Consider the following 17,619-nt stretch of genomic DNA (forward strand, 5'->3'; position numbering starts at 1 on the left):
GCGGCCGGGCGGGCTCAGGCCTTCTTCCGCTCCGCCGCCCGCTCGATCTCGGCGAGCATGTCGCGCGGGAACCAGAGGCTGCTCGCGCCCGCCAGGGCGACGGCCGCCGCCCCGACCAGCACCGGCACGATGCCGACCCGGGAGGCCAGCCACCCGCCGACGAAGGCGCCGACGGGCAGGGTGGCGGTCAGCACGGCCTGGAGGAAGGCGTTCACGCGGCCCAGCAGGTGGGCGGGGGTGACGAGTTGGCGCCCCGTGGTCATGGCGATCGACCAGACGGTGGCCAGCAGTCCGAACAGCAGCTGGTACAGCACCAGGACCGGGAAGGGCAGCCCCAGGGAAGCCGCCGGGATGAGGAAGAGCGCGGCCCCCGCGCCCACGGCGCACAGCCGGATGGCCCGGGCCATGCCCAGCGAACGGGTGACGGAGGTCGCGGCCAGCACACCGGAGCCCATCCCGACGGCGTACGCGGCGTAGACGGCGCCGAGCTGCCACGGGGGCAGCTGCAGTTCCCGGTCGGCGTACAGGACGAACAGGCCGCCGCCGGCCCCGCCGCCCAGGTTGAGTCCGGCCGCGGCCAGGGCCTGGCGGCGCAGCAGGGTCTCGCGCCGGATGACCGCCAGACCTTCCCGCAGGGCTTCGAGGCGGGAGCGCGCGCCGCTGCCCGCGTTCGCCGGCCGGTTCAGGGAGGTCGGCAGCGCGAGGAACAGGGCTCCGCCGACGAGGTAGGCGGCGCACTCGACCAGCAGCGCCGGGGCCGGGTCGATCACGCTGATCAGGAGGCCGCCGAGCGCGGGCCCGCCGATCAGGCCGATGGTCCGGGCGCCGGTGAGCGAGGAGTTGGCCGGCAGCAGGCGTTCCGCGGGCACCACGCGGGGCAGACAGGACTGCAGCGCGACGCTCTGGGCGGAGTTCAGCGCCCCGGAGGCGGCGGCCGCGGCGAACAGGTGCGGCCAGGTCAGGCCGTCCAGCGCGGCCGCGAGCGGCACGCTGCCGATGGCGGGGACCTGCAGCCAGGACAGCGAGACCAGCATCCGCCGCAGCCGGGCCCGGTCGACGGCGACGCCGATGAGGGGGCTGAGCAGGACGCCGGGCAGGTAGGTCATCGCCATCAGCGCCGAGGCGCCCAGCGGGCCGGCGTGCAGGTGGGCGATGGCCAGCAGCGGCAGCGCCAGCGCGGTGACCTGGCGTCCCACCGAGCTGGTCATCTGCTCCGTGACCAGCAGCAGCAGCGGACGGTGCCGGCGCAGCGGCACGGATTCCGGGGCCGGGGGCGGGGTCGCGGGCGGTCCGGACTCCGCGGGTACGGACGACTCCTCGGCCGTGGAAGATCCCATGTATCAGACTCCTGTGTCGGGCACGGTCCAGTGGCGGATACGTGGAGGCAGTGTCACCGCCCAGCCCCGCGTGACGAGCACGAGGCCTTCGGACGCCAGGACGGACACGGCCTCACGGCCCGTACTGCTGAGGTCGTCCAGGGCGGTGGGGGTCAGGCAGGCCCGGAAGGTGGCCACCAGGTCGGGGTGGTCCAGCGCGAAGCGGGCCGAGGCGTCCGGGTCCCGGCGGTCCCGGACCTGGAGGAAGCCCGGTCCCTGCCGGTAGTAGAACCGCCCGTACGCGTAGGCGGAGCGCCACTCGGCCAGGGCGGGTTCGGTCTCCGCGGTCCCGGAGGGGTCGGCGGTCCCCGGATCCTGCGGGGCGGGCGGCGGCAGGTGGTGCAGGTGGTGGAGGGCGAAGTCGGCGGCGGAGGGGTCCCGCAGCGCCGGGTCGTCCGGGGCCAGGGACCACCGCACCGGGAGCACGTGGCTCTGGCACTCGCGCAGCAGCCGGACGGCCTCGGCGGCGGGCCGTCCGCCCGCGCCGAGGGGGACCGGCGCGGCGAGGACGACCAGCCGGCCGTCCAGCCGGTGGGGGACGGTGTCCGGCAGGTCCGGCAGGTCCGGCGCCGCGAGGGAGGGCTTGGCGATCGGCATCACGCCACCTCCTCGGGGGTGGGGAGGGCGGCCGGGAAGGCGGTGCCCAGGTCGGGGGCGCGGACCGGCACCGCCCGGGTGGGCAGTGCGAGCAGGGTGTCGCCGTCCTTGAACACCAGTCCGTGCGCGAGGAGTTCGCTTCCCCAGGCGGTGAGCGTGTCCAGCGGGACCTCGTACCCGGCCTCGGCCAGGCGGCGGTGCAGGGCGGGGAGCGTGCGGCCGTGCTCCAGCTCGCGGAACCCGGCGGCCCGCCAGTGCGTCAGCCGGTGGGTGCGCCGCGGCCAGCCCTCGCGTTCGTCGTGGACGAGCAGGTCCCCCTCCTCGCCGCCGTCGCCGGGGGCGCCGCCGTCCGCGGCCGGTTCGAGCAGGAGCCGGGAGGACGGGTAGGCCTCCGTCCAGCGGTCGATCTCCTCCGCCAGCCGTCGTTCCAGCTCGCCCTGGATGCCGGTGGCCGGGGCGTCGAACAGGTAGACCAGGTCCTCCAGTTCCTCCCGCGGCAGCTGGTAGACGTGCTGGTAGATGTCGGCTGGGCGGCGCTCGGTGAAGCCCAGCGCGGGGTTGGTGAAGTGCGGGCTGAACCGCTCCAGCGCGATGCGGGTGGCACCGCCCGGGGGCTGGAGGTGGCGCAGGGCGGGCATCTGGTCGATGATCTCCGTGTAGTCCTCGTCGCGTTCGCCCGGGAACCCGTAGAGGTAGTTCCAGACGCAGGTGAGCGCGTGGTTCTCGCACTCCCGCATGGTACGGACGTTGCGGGCGCCGGTGACCCCCTTGTCCATCAGACCGAGCACCCGGCTGTTCAGGCTCTCGATGCCGGGCTGGACGTGGGTGACCCGGGCGCGGCCCAGCAGGGCGATCTGCTCCTGGCTGAGGTTCGACTTCACCTCGTAGTGGATGCGCAGGTCCCACCCGCTGTCGGCGGCCCGTGGCAGGAAGTCACGGAAGTAGTCCATGCTGATGATGTTGTCGACCGTGATGACATCGAGCAACTTGTGCCGCTGGACGAGCCGTTCGATCTCGGACCAGAGCTGCTCGCCGTTCTTCGAACGGAACTCCATCAGGCTGCCGTTGAGCCCGCAGAAGGTGCAGTGGTGCTTCTCGCCCCACCAGCAGCCGCGGGCGCCCTCCACCACGAGCTTGGGCTCGACGAACTCGGCCACCGGGGAGGAGTCGAAGGACTCCTGCCAGGCGTCGAAGTCGGGGCTGGGCAGCAGTCCGATCGGGACGGTGCCGCGGGCCTCCCGGTTGGCGCGCGAGGTGCCGCCGTCCCACCAGCAGACCCCGGGGACGTCCGCGGGGGCCGTGCCGCGCTCGATGTGGGCGAGCAGCGCCGGGAAGGTCTTCTCGGCCTCCCCGCGCACGACGTGGTCCAGGAAGGGGTGGTTGCGGTGCAGGGCGTGGCCCATGACGCTGTCGCAGTTGCTGCCGCCCAGCACGGTGACGACCTCGGGCCGCAGGCGCTTGATCTCCCGGGCGAGGGCGAGCGAGGGCACGTTCTGCAGGAAGGTGGTGGTCATGCCGACCACGTCGGGGTCGGTGGCGAGCACCTCCCGGGCGGCCTCGGCGATGAACCGCGCGGCGTGCGGGCGCATCCGCAGCAGGCTGTCGATCGACGATCCGGTGCGGGCCGCGTAGGCGGTGAGCTGCTCGGTGCCCCACTGGTCGTCGTCGTAGAGGCTGCCGGAGAAGACCCAGTCGCCGAAGCCGTCGAACACCTGGTCGTCGGCGACGGTCATGTACTCCGTCGGGGTCAGTTCGCCGTCGCTGTGCTCCAGCAGGAACTCGGCCCAGCGCAGCCACCCGTGGTACTCGGCGACCTCGTCGGACGGCCGTTCCCGGGCGACGAGTGCGTGCAGGAGACCGACCTGGAGCGACGGCATCTCCAGGGCCTGCCACGGCATGGAGACGAGCGCGATACGCATTCCCTGGCCTTTCGGACTCTCGGACGGTGCAGAGGACAGTGGAGAGGCGGGGGGCCCCCCCCCGGGGGGGGCGCCCGCCTCGGTACAACCAGTGCTCGTTACTTGCTCGCGCGACGTGTGCTCACGCTGTACTTGTTGGCCGCCTTGGTCTCAGCGCGGACGGCAACCTTCTTGATCTCCATCACACCTCCATGTGTTCTCGCGTGGATTTTCGGCGCCGGGACAGTTCTTGCCGGTCGTCCCGGACGTTCAGGAGCACCCGCATGCGGGTGGCGTGTCGCGCCCGGAGCCAGGCGGCGACCCGTGGTGCCGGTGTACCGGGCAGCAGCCGGTGCACCAGCGAGGCCAGCTTGTCCACGTCGTTGTGCTTCAGCACCACCTGTTCGGCGGCGAGCAGCAACTCGGCGGGCATGCGGCGCAGTCGATCCGCGCCGGGGCCGTGGGTGAGGTAGGCCATGCCGAGCGCGACGTGGCGGGACTCGTCGCGGCGCACCAGCCGGTACACCTCGCCCAGGCCCTCCTCGCGCAGGCCCTCGTCGAACCAGCGGAACTCGTCGGCGGCGAAGCCCTCGGCCAGGGTGTGGGCCAGGAAGCGGGCGGTGTAGTCGTCCAGGGACCACAGGTCGCGCGACAGCTCCTCGACGGCGTCGCCCGGATCCTTGACGGACCCGGCGACGGCGTGCGCGTAGCGGTGGAAGACCGCCGAGTGCTTGGCCTCGTCGGCCACCGCGGTGGCCAGCACCAGCTTCATGTCGCCCTCGGGGCAGGCGTGCAGCAGGCCGGCCGCCACGTCCATGCCGACCTGTTCGGCGTAGGTGCTGCCGCTCGCGAGCAGCCAGGAGAGCTCGGAGGGCTGGGCGGTCCCGGTCCGGTCCCGCAGGGCCCGGTGGACCACCTCGGCCGGCTCCCAGTCGTGCGAGCGGGCATCCCGGATGAAGCGGTCGTGCAGGCCGGGGACGCCGCGGGTGCGGTAGCGGGCCACGCCCGACGGACGCGATCGGTCCGGAGCGCCCTCGGTCCCAGCCATCCCTCACCCCGTTGCCGTCGTGCCGACCGATGTCATGTGCAGGGAAGCAAAACACGGCGGGCCCCGTTGTTCGAGCGCTTTCGTCGCTCCGGCCCCGCAAATGCGCCAAGATCCCGGTCGGCGGCGGGACTTGAGCGCTCCGCCGGGTGGCCCGAGGCTGACCAGCGGCGATCGGGACCGGCCGGCCCGCCGGTGTGACCCGTCCGGGAGGGTTCGGCCCGGAACGGAGGATGGCCGAAACCTGATGGATCATCAAATCTTCACGCACGCCGTGTCGACGGGCCACCTATCGTGTGTACGCCATGCATCGAACACGGGGGGTGCCGCCATGCCGGAGGACGACGTTCTGCCACGGGCGACACCGCCCGGGCACTGGCTGAGCCCCGGCGACGCCGGGTACGACGAGGCGCGCGCGGTGTGGAACGGGATGCACGACCGCCGCCCCGCCCGCATCGCCCGCTGCCGCACCGCGGCGGACGTGAGCGAGGCGCTGCGCCACGCGGCGGCCCACGGCCTCGACGTCACCGTCCGCGGCGGCGGCCACAACGTCGGCGGCAGCGCCGTCGCCGACGGCGCGCTGATGATCGACCTGTCGCCGATGCGCGCCGTCACCGTCGACCCGGGGGCCCGCACCGCCGAGGCCCAGGGCGGCTGCCTGCTCAGCGACCTCGACCGGGCCACCGCGCCGTACGAACTGGCCTGCCCCGCCGGCGTCATCTCCCACACCGGCCTGGGCGGACTGGCCCTCGGCGGCGGATACGGCTGGCTCGCCCGCCGCTGGGGCCTGACCTGCGACCACATCCTCGCCGCCGAGGTCGTCCTCGCCGACGGCTCGGTGGTCGAGGCCACCGAGGAGAGCCACCCCGAACTGCTGTGGGCGCTGCGCGGCGGCGGCGGGAACTTCGGCGTGGTCACCCGCTTCACGCTGCGGCTGCGCCCGGTCGGACCGGCGCTCTTCAGCATGGGCGTCCACGCGCTGGACGACGTCCCCGAGGCCCTGGCCGCCTACCGGGCGTACACCGCGCGGCAACCGGCCGGCCTGCACGTCGTCGGCGGGCTGAAGCGCGCGGGCGAGCAGGAGTGGATACCCGAGCACCTGCGGGGGCGGCACGCGCTGCTGCTCCTGGCGGTGTGGACCGGGGACCCGGAGGAGGGCCGGGCACAGACCGAGGCGCTCTACCGGGAGGTCGCGCCCGCGGCCCGCGTCAGCATCCCCATGACCTACCCGCAGCTGCAGGCGCTCGGCGACAGCAGCGAGCCCAAGGGCGACCGGTACTTCGTCAAGTCCCGCTACCTCCAGGACCTTTCGCCCGAGGCCGTGGCCCGGCTGGTCGAGGCGACCAGGGCCAACCCGTCCGCGCTCTGCTCGATCGACTTCGAGTTCCTGCGCGGGGCCATCGCGGACGTCCCCGAGGAGGACTCCGCCTTCCCCGGCCGCGCCGCCCCCTACCAGGTGACGGCGGAGGCGCACTGGACCGACCCGGCGCGGGACGCGGAGCACATCGCCTGGTCGCGGGCGACGGTGGAGGGCCTGGAGGCCTTCGGCACCGGCGGGGCGTACGCCAACTACGTCCAGGGCGAGGGCGACCGGAAGGCACGGGAGATCTACGGCCCGGAGCGCTACGCCCGGCTCGCGGCCGTGAAGAAGGCCTACGACCCGGCGAACGTCCTGCGCGGCAACCTGAACATCCGGCCCGAGTAGGGCGTGGCCGCGCCGGGCTCAGAGCGGTGCGGACCCGCGCGGCCCGGCGACCAGCCAGTGCGCGGGCAGCTCGATCCGGGCGCCGTCGGGGGTGGACTCGGTGGTGGCCAGCGGCAGTTCACCGGTGGCGAGGACGTCGAGTCCGGCCGCGCGGAACAGCTCGGGGAAGACCGCGTCGGCGACCTCGGCGGGGGCGAGTCCGTGGGTGAACACGGGGCGCAGCTTCGGGGGCGGGCCGGACGGGCCGCGGACCAGCGCCTCCAGCACGCCCTTGGCCGCCTCGGCGAGCTCGAACACGAAGGCCCGGCCGCGGGCCCCGAGCAGGATGCGAATGGCTTCGGCCACGCGTTGGCGGTCGGCCGGCTCGCTCTGGTGGATCACCCCGCGCACGTACACGTTGGCGTCGCCGAGGCGCCGGTGGAGGGCCCGGACGGCCTCGGCGTCGGTGGCGTCCAGCCGGGTGAACTCGGCCCGCCCGGCCGGGTCGCCGCGCCGGGCGCGGTCCACCGCGGCGGCGGACAGGTCGACCCCGAGGGCGAGCGGGAAGCGCTCGGCGAGGAAGCGGGTCTGGGTGCCGTTGCCGCAGCCCAGGTCGACGACGGGCAGCGCGGGGTCGGCCAGGTGGGGGCGGAACAGCGTGAGGTGGCGTTCGGCGCCGAGGGCCGGTTCGGCGTCCCAGATCACCGCGCCCGGTTCCTCGGGCGCATCGCGCCAGAAGCCCTCCCAGGCGTCCAGGTAGCGGTTCGTCACGCTCATGGCGGGGACCTCCGGGTGTCACGCAGGGTGTCTGGCTCGTGTCTATCGGCACCCGGCCCGCGCGGCAAGCGGGTCCGGGCGGCACCCGGCGGGCGTGCGCGGGCGGCGCGCGACGGGCGCGTACGGGGGCGCGCGGGGGTCAGCCCCCGACGCGGCGCGCCTGGTGCAGCAGGTAGACGCCGGAGGCGGCGGCGAGCACGGCCATGCAGGCGGCGAAGACCAGGCCCGCGTGGGCCAGACCGAGCGGCCCGGTGAGCAGGCCCACCCCGATGACCGGGACCGAGATGCCGAAGTAGGCGACCACGAACAGCGCCGACAGGGCGCCGCCGCGGTGTTCGGCGGGAGCGGCCGCGGCCACCTCGCCCACCGCCCCGCGCAGGCCCATGCCCTGCCCGGCGCCGCCCACCAGGGCGCTGAGCACCAGCGGGAGCACGGTCTCCCGGGCGAGCGAGGCGGCCAGCAGGGCCATCCCGGCGATCAGCACCAGGCAGCCCAGCGGGATCGCCCGGGCGGTGCCGAGCCGGGGCACCAGGAGCTGGCCGAGGGTGGAGGCGAAGAAGGCCGTGAAGACCACCAGGCCGATCACCGCGCGGTTGTGGACCCCCAGGTCGACGGCGAGGAAGGCGGGGCTGACCGAGGTGAACAGGCCCAGCAGGGAGAAGCCGGCGAAGGCGGCGACCGCGGCCGGCACGAACACCCGCCGGACCTCCGGCGGCAGGGACGGCCGGTCGGGCCGGGCCGTGCGCAGCGGGCGGGCCCCGGCGACCGTCTCGGGCAGCAGCCAGGTGAGCGCGAAGGAGACGGCGAGCAGCCCCAGGTGCACGACGAACGGCAGGACCAGGGGGTTGGGTGCGTACTGCGAGAGCACGCCCGACAGCAGTGGCCCGCAGCCGAGCCCGCCCATGTTGGCGGCGGTCGCGACGAAGCCCGCGCGGGCCCGATGCCCGGGCGGGGCGAGTTCCAGCACGTACGCCGTCCCGGTGCCGGTGAACAGGCCGGCCGAGAACCCGGACAGCAGGCGGCCCAGGCAGAGCAGGGCGACGCTGTCCGCGGTGAGGAAGACCACGGCGCTGGCCGCCGAGCAGACCAGCCCGCAGAGCAGCACGGGCCGGCGGCCGACGGAGTCCGAGACGTTGCCGATCAGCAGCAGGACGCCGATGACACCGAAGGCGTACACCGCGAACACGACCGTCACCGTCAGCTCGGAGAAGCCGAGCTTCTCCTGGTACAGCCCGTACAGCGGGGTGGGCAGGGTGGTGCCCGCCATGCAGACGGCGAAAGCGGCGGCGGCGACGAGGTGCCCCACCCGGGCGATGCCGGGCCGGGCGGTCCGACGATCGGTCATTCGCCCACCATAGGCGCGCACCCCGGGCCGGGGCCGTGCCGTGCGGGGGAGCGCTGCGCCGAATGGCGGTCCGCGCCGGGCCGCCGCCGGGCGCGGACCGCCGCTCGGACGGTCGTTCGGACCGCCGCTCGGGCGGCTGTCGGGCGGTGTCAGCGGTCCGGGTGCCAGGTGGCTTCGAGGGCGGTGGTGCCGTCCGGCCGGGGCGCGGGGCGCCACCGGGCGCGCAGGCCGCCCGGGCGGGTGGCCGGTCGGCCGGACGGGCGGGGCGTACCGATCGCGCCGAGCACGGTGTTGTCGAGCGGGCTGGCGGCCAGCCGGTCCAGCACCCGTGCGACGGCGGTGCGCAGGCCGTGGCCGTGGCGGGGCACGTCGGGGACGACGGAATGGAACCCAGCGAGGACGGACATGCGGCTCACCTCCGGGAGGACCTGCGGGTCGTGCAGGTGCGGTCCGTCCAGCTTCCGCCGGTTCGCGGCCGCCGCGGGCCGGATTGACGGGCTGCTGACACCGCGCTGACGAACTGCTGACGCGGAGGTGTCCGCCGCGGGTCCGCCGCGGGGGCCGCCGGGGCGTCAGACCCGGTAGGCGGCGACGTAGCGGGCCGGGTCGCGGCGCAGGTCCCCGTGCCAGCGCTTGCGACACTGCTCGGCGAAGGTCCGTCCGGTGGCGAGGATCTCCTCCAGCGGGTCCAGGTACCCGAGCACGTGCGGCGGTTCGAGGCCGGCCGCGATCCGGGCGGCGAGGCCGGCCCGGGCCAGCCGCAGCAGCTCGGCGGCCAGCGGGCGGACCGGGTCGCCGCCGAGGCGGGTGGCCAGGCCGAGGGCGGGCAGCTCGGCGAGCGCCGCCCGGTGGTCGTGCAGGGTGTAGCGGCCGAGCAGCTCCCAGGCGGCGGAGAGGGAGGCGGGGTGGTAGCTGAGTCCGGCCCAGAGCGCGGGGACGGCCGGGACGAACGGGTACGGCGGGCCGTCCGAGGCGCGCAGCTCCAGGGTGTCGCGGACCCTGGTGCTGGTCCAGAGCTGGTTGAGGTGGGCCCTCCAGTGGGCCGGGGTCGGCCGCGAGCCGTCCGGGTAGCCGTGCCGGAGCAGTTCGGCGAAGGTGCGCCCGGGTGGAGCCGGGTGGTAGCGGCCGTCCGGGGTGCGGTAGTGGATCAGCGGGATGTCGAGCGCCCAGTCGACGACGGATTCGGTGGTGACGTCGGGGCGCAGCGCGGGCGGCAGCACTCCGCCCCGGCGGGGGTCCATCCGCAGCCAGGCCCAGCACCGGTGGGACAGCCGACCGCTGGATGAACTTCCCTCCTGCAGCGGCGAGTTGACGAGCAGGGCGGAGACCACCGGGGCGGCGGCGGTCTGCATCCGCAGCTTGCGGGTGAAGTCGGCGGGGGAGAGGTAGTCCAGGGTGACCTGGGTGGACAGCGACAGTGCCATCACGTACCGGGCGCGGCTGCCGGGCTCGCCGAGCCCGGTGAAGTAGTCCCGCATGATGGCGCCCCGGGTCATCGGCACCCACCGCATGTCGGCGAGCCGGTCGAAGGGCAGGTAGGCGCCGGGCAGCAGGGCGAGGCCGAACCGGTCGGCCAGCTCGGCGAGTTGCTCCAGGGCGGCGCGCATGTCGTCCACCGCCTCGGCCACGGACGGGACGGGCGTCGAGGAGTACTCGATCTGGCCGCCGTGCTCCAGGGTGATCTGGCTGCCGTCCGGGAGCCGGACCCCGGTCAGCCGTCCGGCGTCCTCCTGCCGCTCGCCGCCCCACCTGGCCAGCACGGCCTCCAGGACGGCCAGCACGCCGCGCTCGCCGTCGTAGTGGGCGGCCAGTCCGGTGACCGGGTCGACCAGGCCGCACTCGACCTCGATGCCGATCAGTTCGCCGCGGCCGGGCCGGAACGGGGCCAGCAGTTCGGCCCGGCCGAGTGCCGGGCCCGGGTCCGCGGCGGGGTCCGCGGCGGGGTCCGGGTCCGCGGGGTCCGGCGCCGGACGGGCCTCGTCCTCCGTCACACCGCCCCCACCCGGGTGACGACCCGGGGGTGCCCGGCCCGGTCGAGCAGCGCGCCCACCGCGCCGAGGGCGGACTGCGCCGCGCCCTGGCACCAGGCGTGGGCGCCGGACAGGTGCTCGCCGGCGAAGAAGATCCGCGGCTGCTCCGCCGGGTGGGCGGAGCCGAGCACGGACAGGTAGCGGGTGTGCTCGCCGGGCGTCAGGTGGGCGAAGGCGCCGCCGCCCATGCCGGTCTGCACGTCCCAGTTGCAGTGCACGATGTCGTCCACGTCCCCCGTGATGCCCGGGTGGAGCCGTTCCAGGCAGTCCAGCACCAGCGCGTCCCGGTCCGCCGGCTCCAGGGCGGCGAAGCGGCGGGCGTTGGCACCCCACAGGTACGCGCCGAGCAGGGCCGTCGGCTCGGCCGAGCGCAGCGGGTCGCGCACTGCCCAGCGGGGGCCGGAACTGCCGTTGACCCCGTCCTTCTTCGCCCGCACCGCGTTGTCCGACGGGTACCAGCACTGCTGGATCGGCAGGTCCGTGAAGCTGCCGCCGCCGTGGATGCCGTCCTCCAGCTCCCAGCGGCGGCGGGTGAGGTGCAGGACGGTCTTGATGCTGCTCGCGTAGCTGATGCCGCGGATGGCGTGCCGCTGGGCGTGCGGCAGGCCCGGGGTGACGGTGATCCGGTCGAGCGCGGGCGCCGGGACGCAGCACACCACGTAGTCGACGTCCTCGTGCAGCCGGGCGCCGATCCGCCGGCCGTGCAGCCGGACGCCGTCCGTGGTCAGCGCCAGTTCGTCGACCTGGGTGGAGAGCCGCAGCGTGCCGGGGCGCAGCGAGCCGACGAAGGCGTGGATCAGCGCCTCCAGCCCGTCGACCAGCTCGACCTGCCCGCGGTGGAACAGGCCGAAGTAGTCGACCAGCACCTCCAGCAGCGAGGACTGCTCGTAGTGGGCGAGGCCGGTGGCGTGGCCGACCAGGTCCCAGGCGTCCTGCGACAGGTGCTCGTGGACGAACTGCCACAGCGACACCGAGGCCGCCCGTTCCAGCGCCGGGTCGTCCCAGTGGCCCTCCAGGGTGCGGCGCTGCTGCTCCACGGTCAGGGTGCGCCACACCGAGCCGAGCAGGTGGTCCAGCACCGGGCCCGGGGGCTGCCGCTCGGCCGGGCGCAGCTCGTACGCGGGGAACAGCGCCGCGACGTCCCGCACCCGGGCCCGCCGGCCGCGCAGGTGGTAGTAGGCGTGCGGGTTGGCGTTGACGAAGGGGCGGGTCGCCAGCCGGAACCGGGAGACGTAGTGCAGCACGCAGTGGTGGTTGCCGGGGATGCGCATGGCGCCGAGGTCCACGTGGGTGCCGTCCCAGAAGCGGTGGGTGCGCACCCGCCCGCCCGGCCGGTTCGCCCGCTCGTACACGGCGACGTCGAACCCGCGGCGCTGCAGCTCGTAGGCGCACACCAGCCCGGAGACGCCCGCCCCGATCACCGCCACCCGGCCCCGGGCGCCGGCCACCGGTTTCTCCAGCGAGCGCGGGAAGGCAAAGCTCGTCTCGAACATCGGCACCGTACCCCTCTGAGGCTGGACCCCCGCCCCAGCCTCGGCCAGGCACCCCGGGCATGCCACTTCGCGGCGCCGATGCGAGTGACGGGTGGGGGCGGTGAACCCGGCCGGTGCGGGGGGCCGTAGGACCGAAGTGGGCGCGCGCAGCGGTGCGGCCGCGAAGCAGCGGGTGCGTCCGTGAGGAACCGGGGAGGAACTGGATGCAGTCCCGACGCGACCAGGTGCAGGCACACCTGTTCGTGATGAGCAGGCTGGCCTCGGGCATGCTGCGGGCGGAGCCCGACGCGCCGGACACCCCCACCGGGCGTACCACCCGGGGCACCATGACGGGCCTGGCGGTGGGGGTGCTGATCGGGCTGGGCGTCACGGTGTACGGGGTGATCCGGCCCGGTGGCGGTGACGGCTGGGCCAAGCCCGGCACGCTGGTGGTGGTCGAGGAGACCGGTGCCCGGTACCTGTCCATCGGCGGGCAGCTGCACCCGGTGCTGAACGACACCAGCGCCAGGCTGCTGGCCGGTGAGCAGATGACGGTGCGGCAGGTGAGCCGGGCGTCGATCGCGGACGCGCCGCGCGGCGCCCCGGTCGGGATCGTCGGCGCCCCGGACGGGCTGCCGCCGGCCGCCGACCTGGCGGGCGGCACCTGGCTGGTCTGCGCCACCACCCAGCCCGGCCCGACCGGCGCCCCGGTGCCGAAGCTCGCCCTGCTGGTGGACCCGGCGGCCGAGGGGCGGGCGCTGGCGCCCGGCCAGGGTCTGCTGGTCGCCGCCCCGGACGGCTCGACGCATCTGCTCTGGCAGGGCCAGCGGCTGCGCGTCGACACCGCCAACCAGGCGCTCCAGGCGCTCGGCTACGGCGGTGCGACGCCGTTCCCGGTGCCGGCCGGGGTGCTGAACGCGCTGCCGGCCGGGCCCGACCTCGCGGCGCCCGCCGTCGCCCGGCGCGGCGAGGCGGGCCCGGCGCTGGGCGGGAAGCCGACCCGGATCGGCCAGCTCTTCGAGGCCCCCGGCGGCGCGCACTACCTGCTCACCAAGGACGGCCTCGCCCCGCTCACCCCGACCCTGTACGCCCTGCTGCTCGGTGACCCGCGCACCCAGAAGGAGGCGTACGGCAGCGCGGCCCCGGCGCCCGCGCCGATCGGCGCCCTGGACCTCGCCGGGCACACCGCGCCCGGCGGGCCGCCTCCCCCGGGGCTCCCGGAGGCGCCGCCGGCGCTGGTCGCCCCGCTGCACGGCGAGGGCGTCTGCGCCGACCTGCACACCGGCGCCGGCGCCCCGACCACCGCCGTCACCGTGCTGCCCGCCGGCCGGGCCTACGAGGGCCGCCCCCCGGCGGCCCCGGCCGGTCCGGCGAGCGGCACGGCGGGGCCGGCCTGCACCGTCGCCGACCGGATCGCCGTCCGGCCGGGGCGCGGTGCTCTGGTGCGAGCCCTGTCGGGCGCCGGCGCCGGTGGCACCGAGTACCTGGTCACCGAGGCCGGGGTGCGCTACCCGCTGCCCTCGGCGGCGGTCGTCAAGCAGCTCGGCTACGGCGGCGCGACGCCGGTCGCCGTCCCGGCCGCGGTGGTGGCCCTGCTGCCGGCCGGCCCGAGCCTCGACCCGGCGGCCCTGGCGGACGCCGCGGCCTCGGCAGCGCCCACCGTCGCGGCGGTCACCGCAGGGGTTCCCGGAACCGCCGCCGTGCCCGTCGCAGGGGTTGCGCTCGACGCCGCCGTGTCCGCCGCCACGACGGCGACCTGCGGCTGAACCGCCGGTCGCGGCGGTCCCGTTGAGTCGATCAGAGCCGCGCGCGACCGGCGCGCGGAGAGAAAGGAGCACCTGGTGAGCACGCCGGCGAACTTGAACAAACAGGACGAGGCGATCCGCAAGGCGCTGTCCGACATCGAGCAGCAGATCGAGGGCATGATCACCGCCGGCCGCACGGTCGAGCGGATCAAGCAGGAACTGGCCAGCGGATACATCTCCGGGGCCAGCTCGACCTTCCAGCAGAAGGTCGAGGACTGGATGACGCGCTACCACACGGTCATCGGCGCGTTCGAGCGCTTCGCGGAGTCCACCAAGGTCGCCGACCAGGTCCTCAGCCACGCCGAGGAAGAGGCCCGGCTGCACGCGGCCGACGGCATCGTCGACGCGCTGAACGGCGCCTGACGGCGCGCCACGGAGAGGAAGGGAACGAGCACATGTCGATGGACAACTTCGGGAGCATCCAGCTCCACCACGAGACCGTCGCCCAGGCGGCGAGCGAGCTGGGCCAGGCGGGCCAGCTGATGGACGACGCCCTGTGGGAGGTGGAGCGGAAGCTCAACTCCCTGACCGAGAGCGGAAACTTCCAGGGTGCCGCGGCCGACGCCTTCACGGAGTTCAAGCAGGCCGTGACGGCCAACGCCGGACAGATGAACCAGGACATCATCGCCGCCGGCGGGAAGCTCACCAACATGCACCACATCATGAACGAGGCCGACCAGAGCGCGCGCAAGCAGTTCGGCTAGTCGAGAGGGCGGAGGCGCTCCCCATGGGTGAAACCACGATCAAGGTCTCGACCAGCGGCCTCAAGGCGTTCGCCACGAATCTGGAGACCTTCCGGATCGACCTCGGCACGGAGGCGAACACGGTGCAGAACTGTCCGCCGGTGCTGCCGGGCAACACCAGTGTGCTGGAGATCCAGACGCTGAAGACCGGCGTCGACGCCTTCATGGGCAGTGTGAAGGACGCACTGACCACGATCCAGACCGAGGCCAAGCACACCAAGCTGGATCTGGAGATGGCCGGCGTCATGTTCGCGGACGGCGAGGACCACAGCCTGACGGAGGCGGAGACGATGGAGCTCTTCAAGGACGTCCTGGGCGGCGGCACTTCCAAGCCCCCGACCAGCACCGGCTGAGCGCCCCCGGTCGTCGGGCGGACCATCCGTCCGACGGCCGGACCGACACCCGTTCCGTTCCCGCTCCGCCCCGTGTGCCTCCGGGAGGAAGTCATGGCAGAAACAGCACCGAAGCACTATCCGTGGGAAGACGGCCTGGCGGCGTTCGCGGCCTCGACCCAGAGCTCGATCACGAGCCGGGACGCCGTCATCGGCAAACCGTGGATCACCGGGATCCAGGTCAGCAGCACCCTCAAGTCGACGAACGACGCACTGAAGCCGTACGACAAGGACAAGGGCCAGGCCGGCTTCGACATGTGGGCCGAGTGGGTCTATCCGAAGGCCGAGGGCGACGTCTACGAGAGGAGCACCATCGTCGGCGTCACGGTCGACTGGAACTTCTGGCAGCTCCAGCCGCCCGCCGGCGACACCGATACCCCGCTCGGGCACTTCGGGCACGCCGCGGACAACATCCTCGGCCCGCTGATCTGGGGCGGCGGCTTCAACGACCGTACCAATGCCGCGACGTTCGATCAGGCGGCGACGGTCATCTCGGCCGTCAACACCTGGGTCAAGGAACAGCAGGGGAAAGTCCAGGGCTGGGCCGACAGCGTCGAGGGCGCCGGCAGCGAGTTCCAGGGCAGCGCGGCGGGCCGGTTCAAGGAAGTCCTCATCGGGCTGCGGAACCAGCTCATCCAGGTGCACGTCGAGCTCGGCGACGACGCCGACGCCAAGGCGAAGTGCCTGCGCGAGACCGCGGAGGCGCTGCGCGCCGCGTACAAGGGGCTGTACAGCGGCTACGCCGCCTGGAGGGCGGTCCCGGACAAACGACTCGAGGGGGGGACGAAGTGGATCCTCAAGAACGACGACCTGGACAAGGACGGCAAGGGGGTGTCGTTCTCCTGGCCCTCCGAGTGCGTCCACTCGGCCTTCGGCGCGGCCACGGCCTACGTGACGCCGACGATGACCACGAACGGCGACGGAACGCGCACCTTCAAATTCACGGCCACCGGAGCGGCCCCGTCGCCGGACGACAAGGAAGCCCTGAAGGCGTGGATCGACGAGATCTCCAAGAAGATCTGGACCTCGTGGATCGAGATCGTCCTGGACAAGCAGGCGACCGAGGTGATGGCCACCTTCAAGACGGCGTACGCGCACGCCGCCGCCGTCCTCCAGAAGCTCGAACCCCCGCAGAAGTGGCTGCCGGCCGACAAGCCGCCGACCCAGGAGGGCCCCAAGCCGCCGCCCGGTACCGGCGGCGGCGGTGCGGGTGACGGCGGTGCGGGCGGCGGTGCGGGCGGTGGCGGCACCGGCGGGATCGGCGGGATCGGTGACAACAAGGACAAGAAGGGCGCCGGGGGCGGCTCCGGCACGGGCAAGATCCCGCCTCCACCGCCCACCACGGTGCCCGGGAACCCCGGCGGCATCGGTGGCAACAAGGGCCCCGGTGGCGGCCAGTCCACGCTGCTGGACGGAAAGGGAAAGCCGGTCCTCGGCAAGGACGGCAACCCGATCACCGTGCCGCCCGGCAGCACCGTCAACGGCAAGGGCGAGGTGATCGGCCCGGACGGCAAGCCGGTGCTCGGCAAGGACGGCAAGCCGATCATCGTTCCCCCGGGGACGACGGTCAGCAAGCCGACGACCGTGCCGGGCACCGACAACACGACCGGCGGGGGCGCGTTCAAGGTGCCGGTCGGTTCCAAGCGGAACGACGACGGCACCGTCACCGGCCCGGACGGCAACCTGCTGAAGGACGCCAACGGCAACACGGTCGTGCTCGGCAAGGACGACACGATCGACAAGGACGGCATCGTCCGGGGGTCGGACGGCAGGCCGGTCTCCCAGTTCGAGCAGCTGATGAACGACCAGGCGCACGCCATCATCGCCGGCCGCCCCGGCACCGGCGTCAGCTACCCCGGCGGAGGAGTCTCCACCGGAGGCAACTGGACCGGGCTGCCGTCGTTCGGCGGGATCTCCACCGGGACCGGGACGGGTGGCATCACCACCTCGTTCAAGGGCGGCCCGGACCTGGCGGGCCAGTCGTTCGGCAGCTCGGGCGGCCGCGGCAGCATCGGCGGCATCGGCGCGTCCGGCCCGCCGACCATCGGCATCGGCGGCCGGTCGGCGGTGATGGGCGACGCGGCCAAGGCCGCCGAACTCGCCGCCGAGGCGCAGGCCGGCCGCTCCGCCGCGGGACGGGCCGCGACGGCCGCCGCCGAGGAGTCCCAGCTGATGGGCCGGGGCATCTCGACCACGGGCGGCGCCGGCGGCATGAGCGGCCCGATGATGCCGCCGATGGGTGCCGGTGCCGGCGCCGGGGCCGCCGGCGGCCAGGGTGAGAAGGAGCGCCAGCGCACCACCTGGCTGTCCGAGGACGAGGAGGTCTGGGGCACCGACTCCGGTGCGGTGACGGGGGTCATCGGCCGCTGATCGGGGCGCTCGCGGCCGGAGTCGAACCGGGCGGGCGGGCGCAGCCGTAGAGAGGACCGTACGACCCCATGGACCGGTGCGTCCC

15 protein-coding genes are annotated in these 17,619 nt (G+C 74.2%); 6 read left to right on the plus strand and 9 right to left on the minus strand.

Annotated features, from left to right (window positions below; all coding sequences use genetic code 11):
• Positions 1–14: 14 nt before the first annotated feature.
• The 4 genes from ACFVVA_RS29485 to ACFVVA_RS29500 all read right to left on the minus strand — a co-directional run bounded on the left by ACFVVA_RS29485 (position 15) and on the right by ACFVVA_RS29500 (position 4,919).
• Complete coding sequence (locus ACFVVA_RS29485) at positions 15–1,337, minus strand: MFS transporter (RefSeq protein WP_359912541.1); 1,323 nt, start codon at positions 1,335–1,337, stop codon at positions 15–17.
• Between the two features lie 3 nt (positions 1,338–1,340).
• Positions 1,341–1,973: a DUF5825 family protein gene (locus ACFVVA_RS29490; RefSeq protein WP_387693818.1), complete on the minus strand. Its 633-nt coding sequence runs from the start codon at positions 1,971–1,973 to the stop codon at positions 1,341–1,343.
• Positions 1,973–3,892 carry a RiPP maturation radical SAM C-methyltransferase gene (locus ACFVVA_RS29495; protein WP_387693819.1) on the minus strand — a complete coding sequence of 640 codons (1,920 nt, stop codon included), beginning with the start codon at positions 3,890–3,892 and terminating at the stop codon, positions 1,973–1,975. The genes ACFVVA_RS29490 and ACFVVA_RS29495 overlap by 1 nt, the downstream gene beginning before the upstream one ends.
• Positions 3,893–4,073: 181 nt before the next feature.
• Positions 4,074–4,919 (minus strand): ferritin-like domain-containing protein, encoded by an 846-nt coding sequence (locus ACFVVA_RS29500; protein ID WP_387693820.1) that lies wholly within the window; start codon positions 4,917–4,919, stop codon positions 4,074–4,076.
• Positions 4,920–5,247: 328 nt separating this feature from the next.
• On the opposite strand from ACFVVA_RS29500, the gene ACFVVA_RS29505 reads away from it, so the two are divergent.
• Positions 5,248–6,621, plus strand: coding sequence for an FAD-binding oxidoreductase (locus ACFVVA_RS29505; protein WP_387693821.1), 1,374 nt, complete (start codon positions 5,248–5,250; stop codon positions 6,619–6,621).
• An 18-nt stretch (positions 6,622–6,639) separates the two neighbouring features.
• On the opposite strand, the gene ACFVVA_RS29510 is transcribed toward ACFVVA_RS29505, so the two are convergent.
• The 5 genes from ACFVVA_RS29510 to ACFVVA_RS29530 all read right to left on the minus strand — a co-directional run bounded on the left by ACFVVA_RS29510 (position 6,640) and on the right by ACFVVA_RS29530 (position 12,245).
• Positions 6,640–7,377, minus strand: a complete 738-nt coding sequence (locus ACFVVA_RS29510) for a class I SAM-dependent methyltransferase (RefSeq protein ID WP_387693822.1) — start codon at positions 7,375–7,377, stop codon at positions 6,640–6,642.
• 139 nt (positions 7,378–7,516) lie between these two features.
• Positions 7,517–8,722 (minus strand): MFS transporter, encoded by a 1,206-nt coding sequence (locus ACFVVA_RS29515; RefSeq protein WP_387693823.1) that lies wholly within the window; start codon positions 8,720–8,722, stop codon positions 7,517–7,519.
• A gap of 149 nt (positions 8,723–8,871) precedes the next feature.
• Complete coding sequence (locus ACFVVA_RS29520) at positions 8,872–9,129, minus strand: hypothetical protein (RefSeq protein WP_387693824.1); 258 nt, start codon at positions 9,127–9,129, stop codon at positions 8,872–8,874.
• A gap of 165 nt (positions 9,130–9,294) precedes the next feature.
• Complete coding sequence (locus ACFVVA_RS29525; RefSeq protein WP_387693825.1) at positions 9,295–10,713, minus strand: glutamate-cysteine ligase family protein; 1,419 nt, start codon at positions 10,711–10,713, stop codon at positions 9,295–9,297.
• Positions 10,710–12,245 (minus strand): flavin monoamine oxidase family protein, encoded by a 1,536-nt coding sequence (locus tag ACFVVA_RS29530; protein ID WP_387693826.1) that lies wholly within the window; start codon positions 12,243–12,245, stop codon positions 10,710–10,712. Before ACFVVA_RS29530 ends, ACFVVA_RS29525 begins: the two co-directional genes overlap by 4 nt.
• Before the next feature lie 203 nt (positions 12,246–12,448).
• Between ACFVVA_RS29530 and eccB the strand changes: the two genes are divergently transcribed.
• From eccB to ACFVVA_RS29555, 5 genes are all read left to right on the plus strand, one after another.
• Complete coding sequence (gene eccB / locus ACFVVA_RS29535) at positions 12,449–13,990, plus strand: type VII secretion protein EccB (protein ID WP_387693827.1); 1,542 nt, start codon at positions 12,449–12,451, stop codon at positions 13,988–13,990.
• Positions 13,991–14,065: 75 nt separating this feature from the next.
• Complete coding sequence (locus ACFVVA_RS29540; protein ID WP_359899443.1) at positions 14,066–14,392, plus strand: hypothetical protein; 327 nt, start codon at positions 14,066–14,068, stop codon at positions 14,390–14,392.
• A gap of 32 nt (positions 14,393–14,424) precedes the next feature.
• Positions 14,425–14,733 carry a WXG100 family type VII secretion target gene (locus ACFVVA_RS29545; protein ID WP_359899441.1) on the plus strand — a complete coding sequence of 103 codons (309 nt, stop codon included), beginning with the start codon at positions 14,425–14,427 and terminating at the stop codon, positions 14,731–14,733.
• Positions 14,734–14,756: 23 nt separating this feature from the next.
• Positions 14,757–15,125, plus strand: coding sequence for a hypothetical protein (locus ACFVVA_RS29550; RefSeq protein WP_387693828.1), 369 nt, complete (start codon positions 14,757–14,759; stop codon positions 15,123–15,125).
• A 93-nt stretch (positions 15,126–15,218) separates the two neighbouring features.
• Positions 15,219–17,534 carry a hypothetical protein gene (locus tag ACFVVA_RS29555; protein ID WP_387693829.1) on the plus strand — a complete coding sequence of 772 codons (2,316 nt, stop codon included), beginning with the start codon at positions 15,219–15,221 and terminating at the stop codon, positions 17,532–17,534.
• Positions 17,535–17,619: the final 85 nt, after the last annotated feature.

It is taken from the genome of Kitasatospora sp. NPDC058048 (assembly GCF_042885555.1).
Taxonomy (GTDB): Bacteria; Actinomycetota; Actinomycetes; order Streptomycetales; family Streptomycetaceae; genus Kitasatospora; species Kitasatospora lactacystinica.

What these genes read in the sequence shown, in the direction of transcription:
- ACFVVA_RS29505 (WP_387693821.1), top strand. Translation starts at nt 5,248, where the DNA reads ATGCCGGAGGACGACGTTCTGCCACGGGCGACACCGCCCGGGCACTGG.
- ACFVVA_RS29555 (WP_387693829.1), top strand. Translation starts at nt 15,219, where the DNA reads ATGGCAGAAACAGCACCGAAGCACTATCCGTGGGAAGACGGCCTGGCG.
- eccB (WP_387693827.1), top strand. Translation starts at nt 12,449, where the DNA reads ATGCAGTCCCGACGCGACCAGGTGCAGGCACACCTGTTCGTGATGAGC.
- ACFVVA_RS29510 (WP_387693822.1), bottom strand. Translation starts at nt 7,377, where the DNA reads ATGAGCGTGACGAACCGCTACCTGGACGCCTGGGAGGGCTTCTGGCGC.
- ACFVVA_RS29520 (WP_387693824.1), bottom strand. Translation starts at nt 9,129, where the DNA reads ATGTCCGTCCTCGCTGGGTTCCATTCCGTCGTCCCCGACGTGCCCCGC.
- ACFVVA_RS29530 (WP_387693826.1), bottom strand. Translation starts at nt 12,245, where the DNA reads ATGTTCGAGACGAGCTTTGCCTTCCCGCGCTCGCTGGAGAAACCGGTG.
- ACFVVA_RS29495 (WP_387693819.1), bottom strand. Translation starts at nt 3,892, where the DNA reads ATGCGTATCGCGCTCGTCTCCATGCCGTGGCAGGCCCTGGAGATGCCG.
- ACFVVA_RS29500 (WP_387693820.1), bottom strand. Translation starts at nt 4,919, where the DNA reads ATGGCTGGGACCGAGGGCGCTCCGGACCGATCGCGTCCGTCGGGCGTG.
- ACFVVA_RS29550 (WP_387693828.1), top strand. Translation starts at nt 14,757, where the DNA reads ATGGGTGAAACCACGATCAAGGTCTCGACCAGCGGCCTCAAGGCGTTC.
- ACFVVA_RS29485 (WP_359912541.1), bottom strand. Translation starts at nt 1,337, where the DNA reads ATGGGATCTTCCACGGCCGAGGAGTCGTCCGTACCCGCGGAGTCCGGA.
- ACFVVA_RS29545 (WP_359899441.1), top strand. Translation starts at nt 14,425, where the DNA reads ATGTCGATGGACAACTTCGGGAGCATCCAGCTCCACCACGAGACCGTC.
- ACFVVA_RS29490 (WP_387693818.1), bottom strand. Translation starts at nt 1,973, where the DNA reads ATGCCGATCGCCAAGCCCTCCCTCGCGGCGCCGGACCTGCCGGACCTG.
- ACFVVA_RS29515 (WP_387693823.1), bottom strand. Translation starts at nt 8,722, where the DNA reads ATGACCGATCGTCGGACCGCCCGGCCCGGCATCGCCCGGGTGGGGCAC.